A 16,448-nucleotide genomic window follows, 5' to 3' on the forward strand; every position below is an offset into this window, starting at 1 on the left:
GAGGAGCAGAAGGCTTTACTCAACACCATAAAGCATAGTTATCTAATCGTTATCATTAAGTAAAATATTTATGGTTAAAGAAAATCAGTAAGAAGACAGCTAAGGCAAAGCCAATGGAAATCCAAAGGGTGCCGTCGAGTCCGAGCGATGCAATAGTCAAGCTACCCAGCAAACTGGAGAGCATGATGGCTAAGTCGTAGGAGGTTGCGCTGACGGAATTGGCTAAGGCCTTGCCATGGTCAACTTGTTTGGTCGTTGCGGTTTGCAGGAGGGTCGTCATTGGCGCAAAGCCCAATCCCCAGAGGGCGAAGGCCAGATAGTTAATCAAAGGGCTAGGAATATTAACCACTAAAATAAAAATGGCGATGGCAGTTAGAGCTGAGATTCCTAAGGTTAATTTGAAGAGATAGCGATCGATAAAACGAGCAACTATACCGATCGAGATTAAGGCTCCCACCCCAAAGGCCGCTTGGGCAGAGGCTACGGTAATGCCTGCTGTTTGGGCAATGAGCTGGATAAAAATATAGGAAACATATTGGGCCATCACGATCAGAATAGTGGCTAAACTAGCAATCAGAACCCCTTTATTCTTTAAAAGCTTGCCGTAGTTATTATCGGCATTATATTCTTCACCATTTACTTTAGGGAAGAGTTTTAAACCAAGCAGGGCTGATCCAATAAATAAGAGCGTAATTAAAATAAATCCCATCCGCCAACCAAAGGATTTAGCAAAGAGAGTAGCTAGAGGTAGGCCGACACTCAGTCCAAACGTCACCCCGGCAAGCACGATGGCAGTCCCACGTCCTGCTAAGTGCAAGGGTAAAAAACCAATGGGGTAAGAACCTAACATGGCCCAGAGTGCTCCGGCGGCGGACCCGGCAATAATCCGTGCTAAAAAGGCGATCAGAAAGTTAGGAGCAAAGGCAATGAATAAATTGCTGACAGCGAAGAAGCCACAGACCCATAGCAAGTAGGTTTTTCGGTTGACCTGAGAAAAGACTCGGGTAATGGGAATACCGACTGCGGCTGACATAATGGCATAGGTCCCAATAAAGAGACTCATCCGTCCTAAAGGCACGTTAAAAGCACTGGCCATTTCTTGCAAGAATCCTGAAGGCAGTAATTCTGAAATCATAGCAATACAAGCAATAAAAGCAAGTATCAATAAGTTTTTCCAAGGAAGTTGCTTAGTACTCATAAAACAGTCCTTTCTTTTATTAATAAAATTTTATACAACCATTGCTATCATATCACGAAAGCAGGGGGATAAAAGAAAAAGAATCAAGATTTTCTCAAAGAAAAGGGGACTAGACATCGTGTTTATTTACTTGTTTGGCTAATAAATGTTCAAGATTGAACAGAAGTAAAATTCATCATTTTCTGGAAATTTTAGCGAATTTTGCTAAAATAATGTCCAAAGGAAAAACAAAACAGGCCATTTCTTTTTGGGCTAAATAAGCATTAATATAAGAGAGATTGGCTTGCTAGCGAAAGGATACTTATTATGACTAAAAAATTAACCGATACCGTTACTTTGCGGCATGGCGCTCAATTGAAGGGCCGGATTGTCCAACCTCCCATGTTAACCAATAGTGGGTTGAGCCAAGGGTTTGTCAGTCAAGACACCCTGGATTATTATGCGGCGCGTTCAGAATCAGCTGGGTTGGTGATTGTTGAATATTGCTATGTGATTAAGGATGGAGGTCCTTCCCATACCTGGGCAGCCAACAAGGAACAGTTAGGGATCCAAAGTGATGACCATATCGAAGGCTTAAGCAAAATTGCCAAGAGCCTGAAAGCAAAGGGCAACAAGGCCGTTATTCAATTAAACCACTCTGGTAGAGAATCCAACTTCCCAGCCCGCCATGGGGGTCGCGCCTTAGCACCTAGTGCCATTGACTTTTCTTTCTTAGACTATCCGGTCCAAGAAATTACCGAAGAAGAAATTGAAGCGACGATTAAGGCCTTTGGAGAAGCTACCCGCCGTGCCATTGCGGCCGGTTTTGATGGGGTAGAGATCCACGGGGCTAACCATTACCTCCACCAACAATTCTTCTCCAAATGGTCCAACCAACGGACTGATAAGTGGGGAGGTTCCTATGAAAATCGCACCCGCTTTATCCGTGAAGTCAATGATGCGGTCTTTGAAGTGGTTAGAAAAGAAGCTCCCGCTGACTTCATTATTGGTTACCGGATCAGTCCAGAAGAAATTCACGGGGACAATGTGGGCTATACTTATGAAGACTCTACCCGCCTAGTGGAAGACTTGGGTAAGGATTATGACTTTGACTATATCCATGTTTCTAACTTAAACTACAAGGGTAAACCTGCCGGTCAAGACAAGACTTACTCCCAATTTTACCGTCAAGTCTTGCCTGACGATGTGAAGTTAATTGTCGTGGGTGGCATCACTGATGAAGAAAAAGCCCAAGATGCCCTGAACTATGCTGATCTAGCAGCAGTCGGCCGGGGGACTTTGATTGATCCTCAATTTGGAAAGAAAATTTTAGAAGGCCGGGGCGATGAAATTGTTACTGCCATTTCGCCAGAACAAGTGAAAATTTCGAAACTGCCCCCCGCTTTGATTACTCTCTTCTCAGACCCACAAATGCCACTGAAAATGCCAGGTCGTGAGTCGATCTACCATCTGCATGATATCTATAAGGGAGACGACTATTATCGCGAAGGCTATTAATAGTCAGCCCTAGTAAGCTGTCAAAGATAAGAGAGAAGAACCACAACAAGCAATCCAATGACTCATTAGCAAAAAAGGGGACATGACTGTGATTGAGATTATTTGCCATGAAGAGGCTGGGTTAGGTCGGGGAAGGGAAGTACTAGACCGGGTCCAAGCTTATCTTGATGACCACCAGCAGGGCTATCGCGTGCATATTACCGCTTATCCGGGCCATATCTTTGACTTAGCGCCCAAACTCCTGGGTAATTTTCAAAAAGATAGCCGCCTTCTAGTGATCGGCGGCGATGGGACCCTCCATGAATTGGTGGCCGTCTTCCAAGCTATGCAAGTCGACGTTCCCTTGACCTATTTACCTGCTGGATCGGGCAATGATTTTTCACGTTATTTCCAGCAGGATAAAAGCCACTTGTCTGACTATCTAGCTCCTTTAGTGGAAGAAAGATCTCCTAAAACCCTGTCCATCTACCACTATCAATTGGGCCAACACGGGCGAAGACGGTCCTTGGTTAATAGTTTAGGGTTGGGTTTTGACGGTGTGGTCATTGAACAAGCCATCAAACTCAAAGAGAGTAAGGGAATTTTTCGCAAGCCTTGGGGCAATAAATTACGTTACCTAGTGGGTCTCTTTCAAAGCTTACCCCGGCTGTCACTTTTTAATTGTCAGTTGAAAATCGATGGCCAGTCCTATCATTTTAACCGCTGTGCCTTGGTAGTCTTTATGAATAACCCCTACTTTGGCGGAGGCATTCATCTCTATCCTTTAGAAAAAATCCAAGATCGTCAAGTGTCTGCCGTTGTTATTCACGATATTAAAGCTCAGGGGATTTTAGATCTCCTCTACCGTATTTTTATCAGTCACCAGCAAGAGTCCTCTCCTTATATGACTCATCTTAGCGGGGAAGTGGTTGAAGTAGAAATTGACAGGCCAATGATTAGCCAAGTTGATGGGGAAAGTTTAACGATTGACCAATATCCTGTTCGAGTCTGGCAAGGTAAGCAAGATTTTTATCTTTAAAACTAAATAGGAGTAAGAGCCATAAAAAGTGACTATCAAATTTTTTAAAGTACTGACTTCTTTGGTGGTACAAGAAAGCGAGCAGACCATTTTCTGGACCTGCTCGCTTTTTAATTTATTATTATTTTTCGCCTTCTTTAGGTAATAGGTCTTCTTCACTAGGATCAGGCAGGTGAAATAACTGGTCATAGGCATAGCATGTGGGTTTTCTTGCGGTACAAATATAGCGACCAAAGCGGACTAAGGCTTGGTGGGCTTGCCGCCATTGGGATTCATCCAGCAATTCCGTTACCCGCTTTTCAACATCTTTGACATTGGCGCCTTGGTCAACGATGCGGTGGTGTTTACAAACCCTTTGGACGTGGGTATCAACCGCAAAAGCCGGCACATCATAGGCAATGCTTAGGACCACATTAGCTGTTTTACGACCAACGCCAGTGATGCTCTCAATGTCTTTACGGTCTTTAGGAACCTGGCCATCAAAGTCTTCAATGATTTGTTGGGCCGCTTTTTGGATGTATTTGGCCTTATTTTTATAGAGACCAATGGGTTGGATATAGGGTTCTAGGTCTTTAGGATTCGCCTGGGCCATCTTTTTGGCAGTGGGATAGTCCCTAAATAAGTTAGCGGTGACCTTATTGACCCCTTGGTCGGTAGTTTGGGCACTAAGGATGACGGCGATGAGCAATTGAAAATTGGTCTCATAGTTTAACTCAGTCGTCACATGAGGGTAAAATTTAATCATCTCTTGGAGGAGATAGTAGGCATTTTGGTCAGATAGCATAAGGGTCACCTTTCTTCGTGGAATTCAGCAAGAATTTCTTCCAATTTGAGAGAAATTCTTGCTAACGGTAACTATACTTTACCATGATTAGAGGAAATTCGCTGTGTTGACAATTGCAATAGAAAAAGCTGAGCACTTTTGTACTCAGCTTTTTATGACTTAGGAGGTATTTTAGCTAGGCTTCTTGGCTAGCATTCTTACCGGCAATCCGGCCATAGGTGAAGATATCAGCTAAGGCATTCCCGCCTAAACGGTTACCAGCATGGATACCACCAGCAACTTCACCCGCAGCGTATAAACCCTTAATAATTTCGCCATCTTGGTTGATAACATGGGCATCGGTATCGATCTTCAAGCCACCCATGGTGTGGTGGACAGCAGGTTTACGTGGGGTAGCGTAGAAAGGTGCTACTTCAACCTTCAAATCGAAGGCATTCTTGTGGAAATCAGGGTCTTCCCCTTGGTCCACATAAGAATTATAGGTAGCCACGGTTTCTTCGAGCACACTAGGATCAACCCCAATTTGTTCAGCGAGTTCGGCAATGCTATCAGCTCGGTAGAGGGTGCCTTCTGCGACTTGCTGGTCGATTTTTTCTTGGCTGGTATTGTAGGCCGTCTTCTTAATTTCATCGTCAGCAATTAAGTAGAAGAGACTGCCGTTAGCGATGGCAGCCTTGGAAATTTCATCCCGGGTGCCAAATTCATTAACGAAACGTTTGCCTTCTTGGTTGACCATGAGGAAGTTAGCTGGTGGCACTTGTAGACCAGTGAAGAGTGCTCCGGTTTCTGGGTCACAGGTTGGTAGCATTTGGATCATTCCCATATCCACTAAGTCAGCATGAACTTGCTCCCCTAGTTTAATCCCGTCACCAGTGATAGCGGGGGAGTTAGAAGTTTTAATGTCATCATCAATCCGTTCCCAATAGGTATTGTATTCTTGAAGCATCTTGGTGTTGGCCCCGAAACCACCAGAACCTAGGACTACCGCCTTAGCCTTAATGGTTAAGCTAGCGCCTTGGTGGTCCGCTTTCACTCCAACCACACGGTCGTTTTCAACGAGTAATTCCTTAACGCGAGCATCAGTGATGATTTGTCCGCCATTGTCCAAGATGAATTTTTCCAGATTCTTCACATAGGCGTAGCCGTTGTCACTGGTTGGTTGGTGACCACGTCGCCACATTGCCCCAACTGGCATAGCAACACTTTCGTAGTTAAATTCAACCCCGATATCCTCTAACCAGTGTACGGAGTCCAGTACATTATCGGTGAGGGTTTTGACTAAGTCATAGTTACCATAGACTTGGTTGCCTTTGAGGTCAGTCCGTTTCCCCCCAAGGTAGGTTTGGATCCGGTGGAAGAGGGTAGAGTCGAAGAGGTATTCGTCCTTACTATCTACTTCCTCTAAATAAGCCTTAATTTGTTTTCTTAATTCACGGAAGTCTTCCAGATATTCTTGGTCGATTTCGCTTTCATCAAGATTGTAAATTTCTTCGAGGGTGTGGTCTTCACCAGGAAGTGCTTCAAATTTATTTTGCCATTTAGGGTCAGCTGCATTCATGGGGCCGCCGGTACGGACGGTATTCCCACCGATCACCGGGAATTTTTCTAACAGGATAACCCTTTTACCGCTTTGTAAACTAGCAGCAGCTGCGGATAGACCAGCACCACCACCACCAACGACTACGACCTCCGTTTCCAAGTTTTCATCTTGGGCGGTTTCTTTTTCAGGCTTAGGGCGTTGGCGTAAGGCTTCAGGATCGGCACCGGCTTCTTTAACAGCATCGGCAACCCCATCGATAATGCCGTGGCTAGATACGGTAGCACCTGAAACGGTATCTACATTTAGAGTTTGCCCAGCAATAATGTCTTGGGGCACTTCAGTAAATACCGGGCTAGCGATCCCCTTAGTTTCTCCGCTAGAATCGACCTCGATTTTTTCGATTCGGTGCTCAGATAACTCAACTGTCATGGGGAGGGAACCGTTATGACCATTAGCACGCACATGATAGGTGCCAGGTTTAAAAGTTAATTCTTTAAATTCACTCATGTTTGCATTCCTTCTTTCTATTTGGTATTTCTTGACACCTTAAGAATAGCACAAGTGTCCTGCTTTTGTCAGCGCTTACACTTGCTTTAATCGCCTTTAGCTATGCCTTTTTAAGATGTCTTTGATGACTGAACGGTTATATAACGAGGGTTGGTAGCCGTGCTTTAAAATTGCTATTTACTGACCTTTAATTTAAGCTAATGAGAGCTTTAATACTCATCTCACTAGAAGAAAAATCAGCCAGTAAATAGTGACAACTAAGCATAGTAAGAGGATGGACAAATGATTGCAGAATTAGGAAGTATTTTTCAAGAACGTGGTAGTGACTTACTAGCGGCCAGCTGGGAACACTTGACCCTGTCTCTAACCGCCTTATTAATTGCCCTTATCATCGGGATTCCTTTAGCGATTGGACTCCGGTCCCAGCCACGGATTGCTGAAGGGGCGCTGCAGCTTACTGGTGTCTTACAAACCATTCCTTCATTAGCTCTTTTGGGGCTTTTAATTCCCTTAGTTGGGATTGGAACGGTGCCAGCCTTAATCGCCTTAGTCGTCTATGCTCTTCTGCCGATTTTTCAAAATACTTATGTTGGTTTAACTGAGATAGATGATTCAATCGAAGAAGCGGCGGTAGCTTTTGGAATGTCAGCAATGCGGCGTTTATTAAAAGTTGAGATACCGATTGCCTTACCTGTTATTGTGTCTGGAATCCGCCAAGCCTTGGTTTTAATTATTGGAACGGCTACCCTAGCTGCCCTGATCGGTGGCGGAGGGCTTGGGACTTTCATCCTCTTGGGAATTGACCGTAACCAGCCGCTTTTGACCCTAGTGGGGGCGATCGGTTCAGCCCTCTTAGCTTTGACCTTTTCCGCCTTGATTAAGTTCTTACAGAATAAGAGTCCTCTGGTGGTAGTAACTAGTCTCTTGGGACTTTTTCTTGTGATTGGAGGGGTGAATCTTTACCAAAATGCTCAAGCTCCTGATCAAAAAGTGGTGATTGCAGGTAAATTAGGCAGTGAGCCGGATATCTTGATCAACATGTACCAAGAGCTCATTCAAGCTGAAGATGATCAGTTTCAAGTAGAATTGAAGCCCAATTTTGGCAAGACCAGTTTTCTTTTTGAGGCCCTTAACCACCAAGAAGTGGATATTTATCCGGAGTTTTCCGGAACCATTCTTGGTAGCCTCTTGGAAAATCCGCCGGCTAATCATCCGGGGGAGCTTTCTAAGGGAGAAACCTATGACTTAGCTAAGCAGGGTCTGGAAGAAGAATACCAACTCACCTTATTAGAGCCTATGGCCTATGAAAATACCTATGCGATTCTGATGCGCCGCGACCAAGCCGAAGCCATGGGGATTAAGAAAATTTCTGATTTAAAGCCCTATGCGAATAATTTAAGTGCGGGCTTTACCTTAGAATTTATCGACCGTGAAGATGGCTACCAAGGCATCCAATCCCTTTACCAATTGCATTTTGGCCAAGTCTCCAGTATGGAACCGGCTCTACGTTACCAGGCCATTGCCCAGGGGGAGGTTGACCTGGTGGATGGTTACTCAACTGATAGTGAAATCAAAGCCTACGACCTGGTAGCTCTAGAAGATGACTTAGGCCTCTTCCCCCACTACCAGGGGGCACCGATGTTAAGACTCGACTATGCCCAGGACCATCCCCAAGTGGTAGCGGCCCTGAACCGCTTAGCCGGTATGATTACTGAGGAAGAGATGATTCAAATGAACTACCAGGTCAGTCAAGAAGGGCAGTCCGCCAAAGAGGTTGCCCATCAATTTCTCCTGGACAAAGGCTTGATTGGAGGTGGCCAATAATGGAAGATTTTATCCGTTTTGATTCCGTGAGCAAGTTCTACCAAGATAAGTTAGTGGTTGACCACCTTGACTTAAAAATTTCAAGCGGAGAGTTCTTTGTCCTGGTGGGGCCCTCGGGAAGTGGCAAAACGACCAGCTTAAAAATGATTAACGGCTTAGTTAACCCAGAAAAAGGAACAGTTTACTTTAAGGGACAAGATATACGTTCCTATAACTTAAATAAAATGCGCTGGCAAATGGGCTATGTCTTGCAAGATATTGCCCTCTTCCCTACTATGACCGTGGAAGAGAATATCGAAACCATCCCAGAAATGATCGGCATGGCAAAAAAAGAACGGCAAGCCAGAACGGAAGAGCTTTTATGGCAGGTGGGCCTTGATCCGAAAAAATACAGCAAGCGTTACCCGCGGGAGCTATCGGGAGGCGAACAGCAGCGGGTAGGCATCTGTCGAGCCATTGCTGCGAAACCGCCTTTGATGCTTATGGATGAGCCTTTTTCCGCCTTAGACCCACTTTCTAGGGAGTCCCTCCAGGAATTGTTACTGGACCTCCACCACAAAATTCAAACCACTATTGTCTTTGTTACTCATGACATGGATGAGGCTTTGCGCTTGGGAGATCGTATTGCCATCATGCAAGCCGGGCGACTAGTCCAGGTTGATAGCCCTAAAAATATCAAAGCCAAGCCAGCCAATGAATTTGTCCGCCACTTTTTTAAACAGGGGAGTTTAGTGGCAGAAGAGCTGACTTCAGTCGCTTCACTCTTACAAGCTTTGCCAGCGATAAAAAGAGAAGCGAATGGAGCAATGGCTAAAGACCTGCCCCAGCTCGATAGCCAAGCCTCGCTGACTGATCTCTACCAGGCTCTAGCCCAAGAGGAAGCGGTGCTTATCAGTCATGAGGGGAAAACCCTTGGTTGCTTAAGTCGCTCGGAAGTCTTTACTTATCTGGCTGAAGAGAAAAAATAATCGATCAGTTTTAACCCAAAAATTGTCCTAACCCTTAGCCATTGAAATTGGCCAAGAGCTTTTTTATAACTTTTTTCCGAATTATTGTTACTATATAAGTGGATATTGTTATAGAAAGGAAGTTGTTATATGACAGAAACACGATTATTGGACCAAGAAACCATTAAGAAAATGTTGACCATGGACAAGGTGAATGAAATTGTCGAAAAAACCTTCCAAGAGGTAGGGGAACGTCGGGTGAAGAACCCAACCAAGGTCACCTTAGACCTAGGAAACAACAGTGATTGGCCTGAATATGAAGGGTATATGAATGCTATGCCCGCTTATATTGGTGGCTTAGATGTTGCTGGTTTAAAATGGGTCGGTGGTTTCGATGGCAAGCGGAAAGAGGCCGGCTATCCTTACATTAATGGGCTTATTCTCTTAATTGATCCTCAATTAGGGACCTTTAAAGCAGTGATGGATGGGACCTTAATTACTAACCTCAGAACTGGTGCTCAAACGGCTGTTGCTATTAAGTACCTAGGCTTTGAGAAAGGGTCTGATCTTAACTTAGCCCTCTTCGGTACGGGGATGCAAGCTTCCATGCAACTCCATGCCATTGCTGACTGGTTTAATATTAAACACGTTAACCTCTGGCACTACCATGACAAAGGCGTTAAGGAATTTATCGCTGAACATGAAGACTTAGTGGATGGCGATATTGACTATGTGACTGATGTCAAGGAAGCCTGTGACGCTGACATCGTGATCACAGCAACCAAATCACAAGAAGCCTTACTTGACTACCAAGACGTTTCTGGTGACACGGTCATTATTCCAATTGGTTCCGGTCATGAAATCGGTAACCATCTGATTAACTATTCTGACCACATTGTTGTCGACCACATTGGCCAAGCCCTACACCGTGGCGCTTTAGCGGATGCAGCAACTAAGTCTATTATTGATGAAGATGATATTGATGCAACGATTGGTCAATTAGCTTCAGGTCGTTTAACCTTACCAGGCCTACGTAAGGGAACCACTATCTGTGTACCAATCGGTATCGGTGCCTTAGACATTGCCATTGCTGGTCAATTAGCCAAAGACGCAGAAGTCGAAAATATCGGTTCCACCTTCTCCTTCAACCCTTATTAATAATAAGTCAACAAAAAAGGCTGCGACAGTTTCCTTTCAGGTCAAAAAAATGACTAAAGGGAGGGCTGCGCAGCCTTTCTTTTTTATTAATCTTTAAGGTTGAGAGTCATATTGCGGAAGTTTTTATTATCGGTTTCCTTTTCCATGAAGAGTTGGGCATTAGAATCCTGGTAGTGGCGGGCGAAGGCATAGTCATTGAGCCAAGACCGGATATCTTTAGCTTGGACAAAATAGGGCATGCGGTGGTGGACTTCTTGGGCTAGTGGATTAGCCGCTTGGGTCATGAGCACGGCCCGTGGGTGCTTTTGCCCGTCCTTAGGCTTTTGGTAGCAGCCCCCCACATAGAGAATATCATTACTGGAAAAACGGTAGCGTTCTTTGTACTTGGTCCACTCATAGTAGCTAGACATAGGGAAGAGGCAGCGACGGTAGTGAAAATCGGCTTGAAAAGTTGCCTTATCCGTGATACTTTCCGACCGGGCGTTGATCAATAATTGCCCCTTATTAAAGCCTGCATAACCCCACTCCATGCCACGCGCATGAACGGACTGGTCTGGGTTGGCGCTCAAGGTGAGAACAACCTGGCCAGGGTAGAGGGTACCAGTTTGGATGTCGGGATCATTGGCCCGTTGGTAGAAGTGCTTGAGTAAGGCTTCTTCCTGGTTAAATTCATAACGACCACACATGGTGATTCCTCCTTACTGATTATTTTAAATGAAGTACCACGAATTTATTGCAATTTTTAGATAACTGTAAGTTTTTACTAGTGAGCGGATAGACTTCTTCAGTGGACAAGGTCTAAGCCAATTGTTAAACTTTACCATATAGTATATAAGGAGGTTTTTGGATGAACAAGCAAAACTCATTGATTGAACAACAATTGAACCACCGAACCATTCGTGAATTTACCCAAGACCAGATTAGTGACCAAGTGATTATGCAATTAGAAGAGGTAGCGATCCATACCGCAACTTCAACCGGGATGCAGTATGCCAGCGTTATCCGGGTAAAAGATCCTGATAAGAAAGCCCAAATTGCCGAAGTATGTAACCAGGACTATGTTGCCCGGGCTCCTGAACTATGGATTTTTATCGTTGACTTGTATCGCAATACCCAAATTGCAAAGGAACACGACGCAGATACGGCTTCTTCCCACCAATTAGAACGCTTCTTCCAAGGTTATAGTGATGCCGTCTTGATGGCGCAAAACGTGAATAATGCTGTGGAATCCTTAGATATGGGTGCTGTCTTTTTGGGGAGCATTCAAAATAACATGGGTGCCATGATTGATATTCTGCAGCTTCCCAAATTAACGGCACCTGTTTTAGGACTAGCTTTTGGTCATCCTAACCAAGAACCCCAATTGAAGCCTAGGATTCCTAAGGAAATGCGAATCTTTGAAGACACCTACCATTATCCAGACAATGCTAAGGAAATCATGGATACCTATGACCAAGAGATGACCACTTACTATGATTTACGTGACTCTAACCGCCGGGTCGACTCCTTCTATGAACAAGTCGTGAAGAAATCCAACCTCCGTCAAAGTCGGCGGGAAGAATTAATCGAAGACTTACGTAAACAAGGCTTTAACGTCCAACCCATTGAGTAGAGGATGTGAGGAAGGATCAGGGAGGGAGATTCTTTGGAGGAAAAGATGATAAGGCCAGATATAAGGATGTGAGGGACGCTGCTAAAGACTTGAATTGCTGGAGAAAAAATCATAAGCACAGCAAGGCTGGGTGTTGGTATTTTCTGAAGCAACTTCAAGTCTGGCGTTCGAGCTCAGCTTGCTGGTCGATCAACTTTTCTGAAAGGACATCCCCTCACCCTTCCAAACTCAACTATAGAGAGTGTGACAGTCACAACACGAGGAGAGCGCCCCATCGCTGGGGTGCTCTTTTTTTACGTCATGAAACATCAATCTTCATCAGTAGTGAACTGGTTTTTGAATATATTCCAGGGTTCTTTACTGAGGGGCGGGGTACTGGTAAAAGTCATTGTTTCTTTTTTGGTGGGATGGATGAGGCTTAAATGCTGGGCCCAGAGCGCGATTTGTTGGCCTTTGTGACTATATTTTTGACCGTATTTTTGGTCGCCCCAGAGTGGGTGCTGGCGGCTTTGAAATTGTACGCGAATTTGGTGAGAGCGTCCGGTGTGGAGGCGGACTCTGACCAGGGCAACTTGCTTTCTTTGTTTCAGTAATTGGTAGTCAAGGACAGCCTTTTTACCGCGCTTGTCGGCCTTATTAACCACGCTGACCTTATTCTTTTTACGGTTTTTATAGAGGTAATCGGTCCAGGTTTCTTGATTTTTTAGCGTTAACTTTTGGTCTTGAACCACAGCTAGGTAGTCGCGCTTGACCCTATGTCTTCTAAAATCATCCGATAAACGACTAGCGGCCTTGGAGGTCTTCCCAAAGGCCATCACCCCACCCACTGGACGGTCCAGGCGGTGGAGGAGGGCCAAGTAGACATTGCCTGGTTTATGGTCCCTTTCCTTAATAAATGCCTTGAGCGCTGACAGTAGGTCTAGGTCTCCACTAGCATCTTCTTGGACCGGCATATTGATTGGCTTCTCAACAATGAGCAGGTGGTTGTCTTCGTAAATAATGGGGATCGGCATGCTCTCTTCCTTTCCTTGATGGTCAATTACCAGTATATACTAGATTGGCTTTTAATTCATAGAATAGAAAAGGCCAAAAAGAAAGAATTTTCTGAAAATTTACCGCTTCAAAGTCAAAAAGTGTGGTATAGTATGTAACAATAAATGAAAGGAGTGATTGGATGTCACGTCATGTAGCAGTTTTTGGAATGGGAAATGTTGGGTCTACTGTTGCCCATCAATTAATCCTTAATGGCCATGTTGATGAATTGACTTTATTTGATACCAATGAAGCAAAGGTGAAGGCAGATGCCTTAGACTTTGAAGATGCTATGAGTAACTTAAACCACAGCGTCAAAATCAATGTCAATGATCAAGCAGCCCTCAAATCAGCAGAAGTTATTGTTTCTGCTTTAGGGAACATTGGCTTAATTGGTGGCGACAACCCTGACCGCTTCGGTGAGTTAAAACATAACCGTGAACAAGTAAAAAAAGTTGGCCAAACGATTAAAGAATCAGGCTTTTCTGGGGTTTTAGTGGTCATTACTAACCCTAATGACGCGATTTGTAACTTGTACCAAGAAGTTACCGGTCTAGCCAAGGAAAAGGTTATCGGGACGGGGACCTTGTTGGATTCTGCACGTTTACAACGGGCTGTAGGTAAATTATTTGATGTTCATCCTAAATCAGTCCAAGGTTATAGTTTAGGGGAACACGGGGACTCCCAATTTGTGGCTTGGTCAACCGTTAAAGTCATGGGCCAAAGCATTTACAAGCTATTAGAAAAAGTCGATTTCAGCTTGGAAGATGTCGACCAAGAAACCCGTGATGGCGGTTACGTGGTCTTCTCAGGTAAGAAATATACCAACTATGGGATTACAGCAGCTGCTGACCGCTTAGTCGATGCGGTTCTTTCCGATAGTCATGAAGAATTACCTGTTTCTAACTACCGTGAAGAATATGGCACCTATCTCTCCTACCCAGCGATCGTTGGTAAAGCAGGGATTGTCAAACAAAGTCAATTAGACTTAACTGAAGAAGAGCTTGCCAAATTACAAAATTCCGCTGACACCATCAAAGAAAAATCTAAAGTCGAAGATTAGAATTATTAATAAGAGTGCGACAGTCACACCAAAGGACGAAAACGCTACGCATACTATATCTGTAACTCGCTAACGCTTCGAACAGCTATAGCAACTGGAAAAATTGGGATAAGCTCAGTGAAGCTGAGCGTTATCAGTTTTTGAAGTGGACGTTTGTTCTGTGACTGGAGCAGGTTTGGGAAGAGTGTGACTGGTGCCCAAAAGGCAAGATCGCTGGAGCTAAAGGGCGAAAGAATTCTCAAAGAGAATTTTTTTGCTCTTTAGTAAAGTGGATGCTTTCCTTGCACCAGGAACACGTTTTAACAGCACACTAGTGAAAAACTGGTGTGCTTTTTTATTATTTTCAAAATATAAATATTATTTATTGATTAAAGTTAAGTAAAAAAGATTATCAATAACAAAATAACAACGAATGTATTTACTTAAAGTTAACAAACAATTTACACGAACATTACATAGCCCTGATATACTGACGTAGTTGATAATATGTTAGCGTATTATGAGGAAAGGAATGTATATGTAGTGAAGAGATTGAAGCGTTTAACCTTATTAGTTGCAAGTTTCTTTTTCTTAGGTGCTTGTGGAAATCAGGAATCTTCTGGCCAATCTGAAAATGAACGTCCTGGAATTAATGTCCAATTTGTGCCTACAAATAATGATGGATCAATGGAAGCAAAGGCTAAGCCATTTGAAGAATATCTTTCTGAGAAATTAGATGCTGATGTAACTGTAACTTTAGCAACTGATTATTCAACCATTGTAGAAGCAATGGCTTCTGGACAAGTGGATTTAGGTATCATGCCACCAGCTGCCTACGTACAAGCCCGTGAACAAGGCGCTGCTGAAGCTATTTTAACGTCTGAGTTAGGTGCTTATAACCGTGAGACTGGTTTGCCAGAGGAAGGTGAAACTCGGAGTAGTTTTAAAGGTGAAGTATTAGTACCAGCTGATAGTGATATGCAAGAATTTACTGATTTAAAAGGTAAAAGAATTGCTACACTTAGTCCAAACTCAGCAAGTGGTTATATTTACCCTGTTGCAGAATTAAAACAAGAAGGTATCGATCCCACTGTTGAATCGACATTAACAACGGTTAATGATATTCCTAGTCAGATGACAGCTTTGTTAAACGGTCAACAGGATGCAGCTTTCGTCTTTGAAGGGGCAAGAAATGTTTTCCAAGATAGTTTTCCAGACAATGACTTATTAAAAGACTTACGTGTTCTCTATCTAACAGAAGGCGATATCCCTAATGATGCTATTGCTGTTCAAACAGATATGGATCAAGAGTTAAAGGATAAAATTAAACAAGTCTTCTTAGATATGCCAAAAGATGAAAAAACTAGAGAAGTTATGTCATTATGGGGACATAAGGGCTACGCTGAAGCAAATGAAGCTGCTTACGATACCATTCAAAAATATATTCAAGCAGCAGCAGAATAATTCAGAATCACATCATGTCCAAATGGATTTGGTGTGTTTTTTAATAGGGGGATAGGATAATATGCTGGAATTCAAAGAAGTTAGTAAAGAATATTCTAATGGTGTAAAAGGTTTAGATAATATAAATATTCAAATTGAAAATGGAGAATTTGTATCTATTATTGGCCTAAGTGGGGCGGGAAAGAGTACGTTTTTACGCTCTATTAATCGATTAATAGACATCACTAAAGGTGAAATTATAATTGGTGACAAATCAATGACTAATGCTTCTAAGAAAGAATTACGCATGCTTCGTCGCGATATTGGGATGATTGCACAAAGCTTTAATTTGGTGAAGAGAAGCACTGTTCAAAAGAACGTCTTGTCAGGTCGTTTAGGCTATTATGCAACTTGGAAGAGTATTCTAGGCTTATTTAGTCAGGAAGATTATGAATTATGTTTGGACGCATTGAAACGGGTGGAATTAAGTGATAAGTTACATTCTCGTTGTGACGAATTAAGTGGTGGCCAACAGCAACGGGTCTCAATTGCAAGGACTTTAGTTCAACAGGCTAAGATTATTTTAGCGGATGAACCTGTTGCATCTTTAGACCCAATAACTTCGCAACGGGTTATGAGTGACTTAAAAAATATTAATACTACTTTAGGAAAAACAGTATTGGTTAACATTCATTCGGTTGAACTGGCAAAGCAATTTTCCAATAGGATACTTGGTTTTAAAAAGGAAGAATTGTTTTTGATGGGAGTCCAAAAGAGTTAACGGATGATCAATTAGCAAATATATATGGGCAGGATATTGCAAAAGTGATGGAAGGAAGTGTTTAG

The 16,448-nt window shown here is 43.4% G+C and carries 13 protein-coding genes and 1 pseudogene; 9 read left to right on the top strand and 5 right to left on the bottom strand.

Annotated elements, in window-relative coordinates; genetic code table 11:
* Nucleotides 1-55: 55 nt before the first annotated feature.
* Nucleotides 56-1,198: an MFS transporter gene (locus HMPREF9243_RS02605; protein ID WP_013668929.1), complete on the bottom strand. Its 1,143-nt coding sequence runs from the start codon at nucleotides 1,196-1,198 to the stop codon at nucleotides 56-58.
* Between the two features lie 306 nt (nucleotides 1,199-1,504).
* Between HMPREF9243_RS02605 and HMPREF9243_RS02610 the strand changes: the two genes are divergently transcribed.
* Together HMPREF9243_RS02610 and HMPREF9243_RS02615 are read left to right on the top strand one after the other, a co-directional pair.
* Nucleotides 1,505-2,695: an NADH-dependent oxidoreductase gene (locus tag HMPREF9243_RS02610; protein ID WP_013669644.1), complete on the top strand. Its 1,191-nt coding sequence runs from the start codon at nucleotides 1,505-1,507 to the stop codon at nucleotides 2,693-2,695.
* Nucleotides 2,696-2,783: 88 nt separating this feature from the next.
* Nucleotides 2,784-3,713 (top strand): diacylglycerol kinase family protein, encoded by a 930-nt coding sequence (locus HMPREF9243_RS02615; protein WP_013668736.1) that lies wholly within the window; start codon nucleotides 2,784-2,786, stop codon nucleotides 3,711-3,713.
* A gap of 121 nt (nucleotides 3,714-3,834) precedes the next feature.
* Here HMPREF9243_RS02615 and nth read toward each other — a convergent pair whose 3' ends face one another.
* Together nth and HMPREF9243_RS02625 are read right to left on the bottom strand one after the other, a co-directional pair.
* On the bottom strand, nucleotides 3,835-4,497 hold the full coding sequence (gene nth, locus HMPREF9243_RS02620; protein WP_013669516.1) for an endonuclease III: 663 nt from the start codon (nucleotides 4,495-4,497) through the stop codon (nucleotides 3,835-3,837).
* A gap of 175 nt (nucleotides 4,498-4,672) precedes the next feature.
* On the bottom strand, nucleotides 4,673-6,544 hold the full coding sequence (locus tag HMPREF9243_RS02625) for a flavocytochrome c (RefSeq protein WP_013668488.1): 1,872 nt from the start codon (nucleotides 6,542-6,544) through the stop codon (nucleotides 4,673-4,675).
* A 282-nt stretch (nucleotides 6,545-6,826) separates the two neighbouring features.
* Here HMPREF9243_RS02625 and HMPREF9243_RS02630 point away from each other — a divergent pair, with 282 nt between their 5' ends.
* The 3 genes from HMPREF9243_RS02630 (at nucleotide 6,827) to HMPREF9243_RS02640 (ending at nucleotide 10,473) form a co-directional block, all read left to right on the top strand.
* Nucleotides 6,827-8,368: an ABC transporter permease/substrate-binding protein gene (locus HMPREF9243_RS02630; protein ID WP_013668944.1), complete on the top strand. Its 1,542-nt coding sequence runs from the start codon at nucleotides 6,827-6,829 to the stop codon at nucleotides 8,366-8,368.
* Entirely contained in the window at nucleotides 8,368-9,336 is a 969-nt protein-coding gene (locus tag HMPREF9243_RS02635; RefSeq protein ID WP_013668787.1) for an ABC transporter ATP-binding protein, read from the top strand. Before HMPREF9243_RS02630 ends, HMPREF9243_RS02635 begins: the two co-directional genes overlap by 1 nt.
* 129 nt (nucleotides 9,337-9,465) lie before the next feature.
* Complete coding sequence (locus HMPREF9243_RS02640; protein ID WP_013669348.1) at nucleotides 9,466-10,473, top strand: ornithine cyclodeaminase family protein; 1,008 nt, start codon at nucleotides 9,466-9,468, stop codon at nucleotides 10,471-10,473.
* Nucleotides 10,474-10,559: 86 nt separating this feature from the next.
* On the opposite strand, the gene HMPREF9243_RS02645 is transcribed toward HMPREF9243_RS02640, so the two are convergent.
* Nucleotides 10,560-11,159: an SOS response-associated peptidase gene (locus tag HMPREF9243_RS02645; protein ID WP_013668592.1), complete on the bottom strand. Its 600-nt coding sequence runs from the start codon at nucleotides 11,157-11,159 to the stop codon at nucleotides 10,560-10,562.
* 161 nt (nucleotides 11,160-11,320) lie between these two features.
* Here HMPREF9243_RS02645 and HMPREF9243_RS02650 point away from each other — a divergent pair, with 161 nt between their 5' ends.
* Entirely contained in the window at nucleotides 11,321-12,085 is a 765-nt protein-coding gene (locus tag HMPREF9243_RS02650; protein ID WP_013669523.1) for an NADPH-dependent oxidoreductase, read from the top strand.
* Between the two features lie 308 nt (nucleotides 12,086-12,393).
* Here HMPREF9243_RS02650 and HMPREF9243_RS02655 read toward each other — a convergent pair whose 3' ends face one another.
* On the bottom strand, nucleotides 12,394-13,098 hold the full coding sequence (locus HMPREF9243_RS02655) for an RluA family pseudouridine synthase (protein ID WP_013668776.1): 705 nt from the start codon (nucleotides 13,096-13,098) through the stop codon (nucleotides 12,394-12,396).
* A 161-nt stretch (nucleotides 13,099-13,259) separates the two neighbouring features.
* Here HMPREF9243_RS02655 and HMPREF9243_RS02660 point away from each other — a divergent pair, with 161 nt between their 5' ends.
* The 3 genes and pseudogenes from HMPREF9243_RS02660 to phnC all read left to right on the top strand — a co-directional run bounded on the left by HMPREF9243_RS02660 (nucleotide 13,260) and on the right by phnC (nucleotide 16,448).
* Nucleotides 13,260-14,180, top strand: coding sequence for an L-lactate dehydrogenase (locus HMPREF9243_RS02660; protein WP_013670067.1), 921 nt, complete (start codon nucleotides 13,260-13,262; stop codon nucleotides 14,178-14,180).
* Between the two features lie 486 nt (nucleotides 14,181-14,666).
* Nucleotides 14,667-15,623: a phosphate/phosphite/phosphonate ABC transporter substrate-binding protein gene (locus HMPREF9243_RS02665; RefSeq protein WP_049776727.1), complete on the top strand. Its 957-nt coding sequence runs from the start codon at nucleotides 14,667-14,669 to the stop codon at nucleotides 15,621-15,623.
* Between the two features lie 61 nt (nucleotides 15,624-15,684).
* Nucleotides 15,685-16,448 (top strand): annotated as a pseudogene (phnC, locus tag HMPREF9243_RS02670) (phosphonate ABC transporter ATP-binding protein).

The organism is Aerococcus sp. Group 1 (assembly GCF_000193205.1).
GTDB lineage: Bacteria > Bacillota > Bacilli > Lactobacillales > Aerococcaceae > Aerococcus > Aerococcus urinae_A.

Coding starts and splice junctions, on each gene's coding strand:
- HMPREF9243_RS02630 (WP_013668944.1), top strand. CDS start 6,827: ATGATTGCAGAATTAGGAAGTATTTTTCAAGAACGTGGTAGTGACTTA.
- HMPREF9243_RS02650 (WP_013669523.1), top strand. CDS start 11,321: ATGAACAAGCAAAACTCATTGATTGAACAACAATTGAACCACCGAACC.
- HMPREF9243_RS02640 (WP_013669348.1), top strand. CDS start 9,466: ATGACAGAAACACGATTATTGGACCAAGAAACCATTAAGAAAATGTTG.
- nth (WP_013669516.1), bottom strand. CDS start 4,497: ATGCTATCTGACCAAAATGCCTACTATCTCCTCCAAGAGATGATTAAA.
- HMPREF9243_RS02655 (WP_013668776.1), bottom strand. CDS start 13,098: ATGCCGATCCCCATTATTTACGAAGACAACCACCTGCTCATTGTTGAG.
- HMPREF9243_RS02635 (WP_013668787.1), top strand. CDS start 8,368: ATGGAAGATTTTATCCGTTTTGATTCCGTGAGCAAGTTCTACCAAGAT.
- HMPREF9243_RS02645 (WP_013668592.1), bottom strand. CDS start 11,159: ATGTGTGGTCGTTATGAATTTAACCAGGAAGAAGCCTTACTCAAGCAC.
- HMPREF9243_RS02610 (WP_013669644.1), top strand. CDS start 1,505: ATGACTAAAAAATTAACCGATACCGTTACTTTGCGGCATGGCGCTCAA.
- HMPREF9243_RS02665 (WP_049776727.1), top strand. CDS start 14,667: ATGTTAGCGTATTATGAGGAAAGGAATGTATATGTAGTGAAGAGATTG.
- HMPREF9243_RS02605 (WP_013668929.1), bottom strand. CDS start 1,198: ATGAGTACTAAGCAACTTCCTTGGAAAAACTTATTGATACTTGCTTTT.
- HMPREF9243_RS02625 (WP_013668488.1), bottom strand. CDS start 6,544: ATGAGTGAATTTAAAGAATTAACTTTTAAACCTGGCACCTATCATGTG.
- HMPREF9243_RS02660 (WP_013670067.1), top strand. CDS start 13,260: ATGTCACGTCATGTAGCAGTTTTTGGAATGGGAAATGTTGGGTCTACT.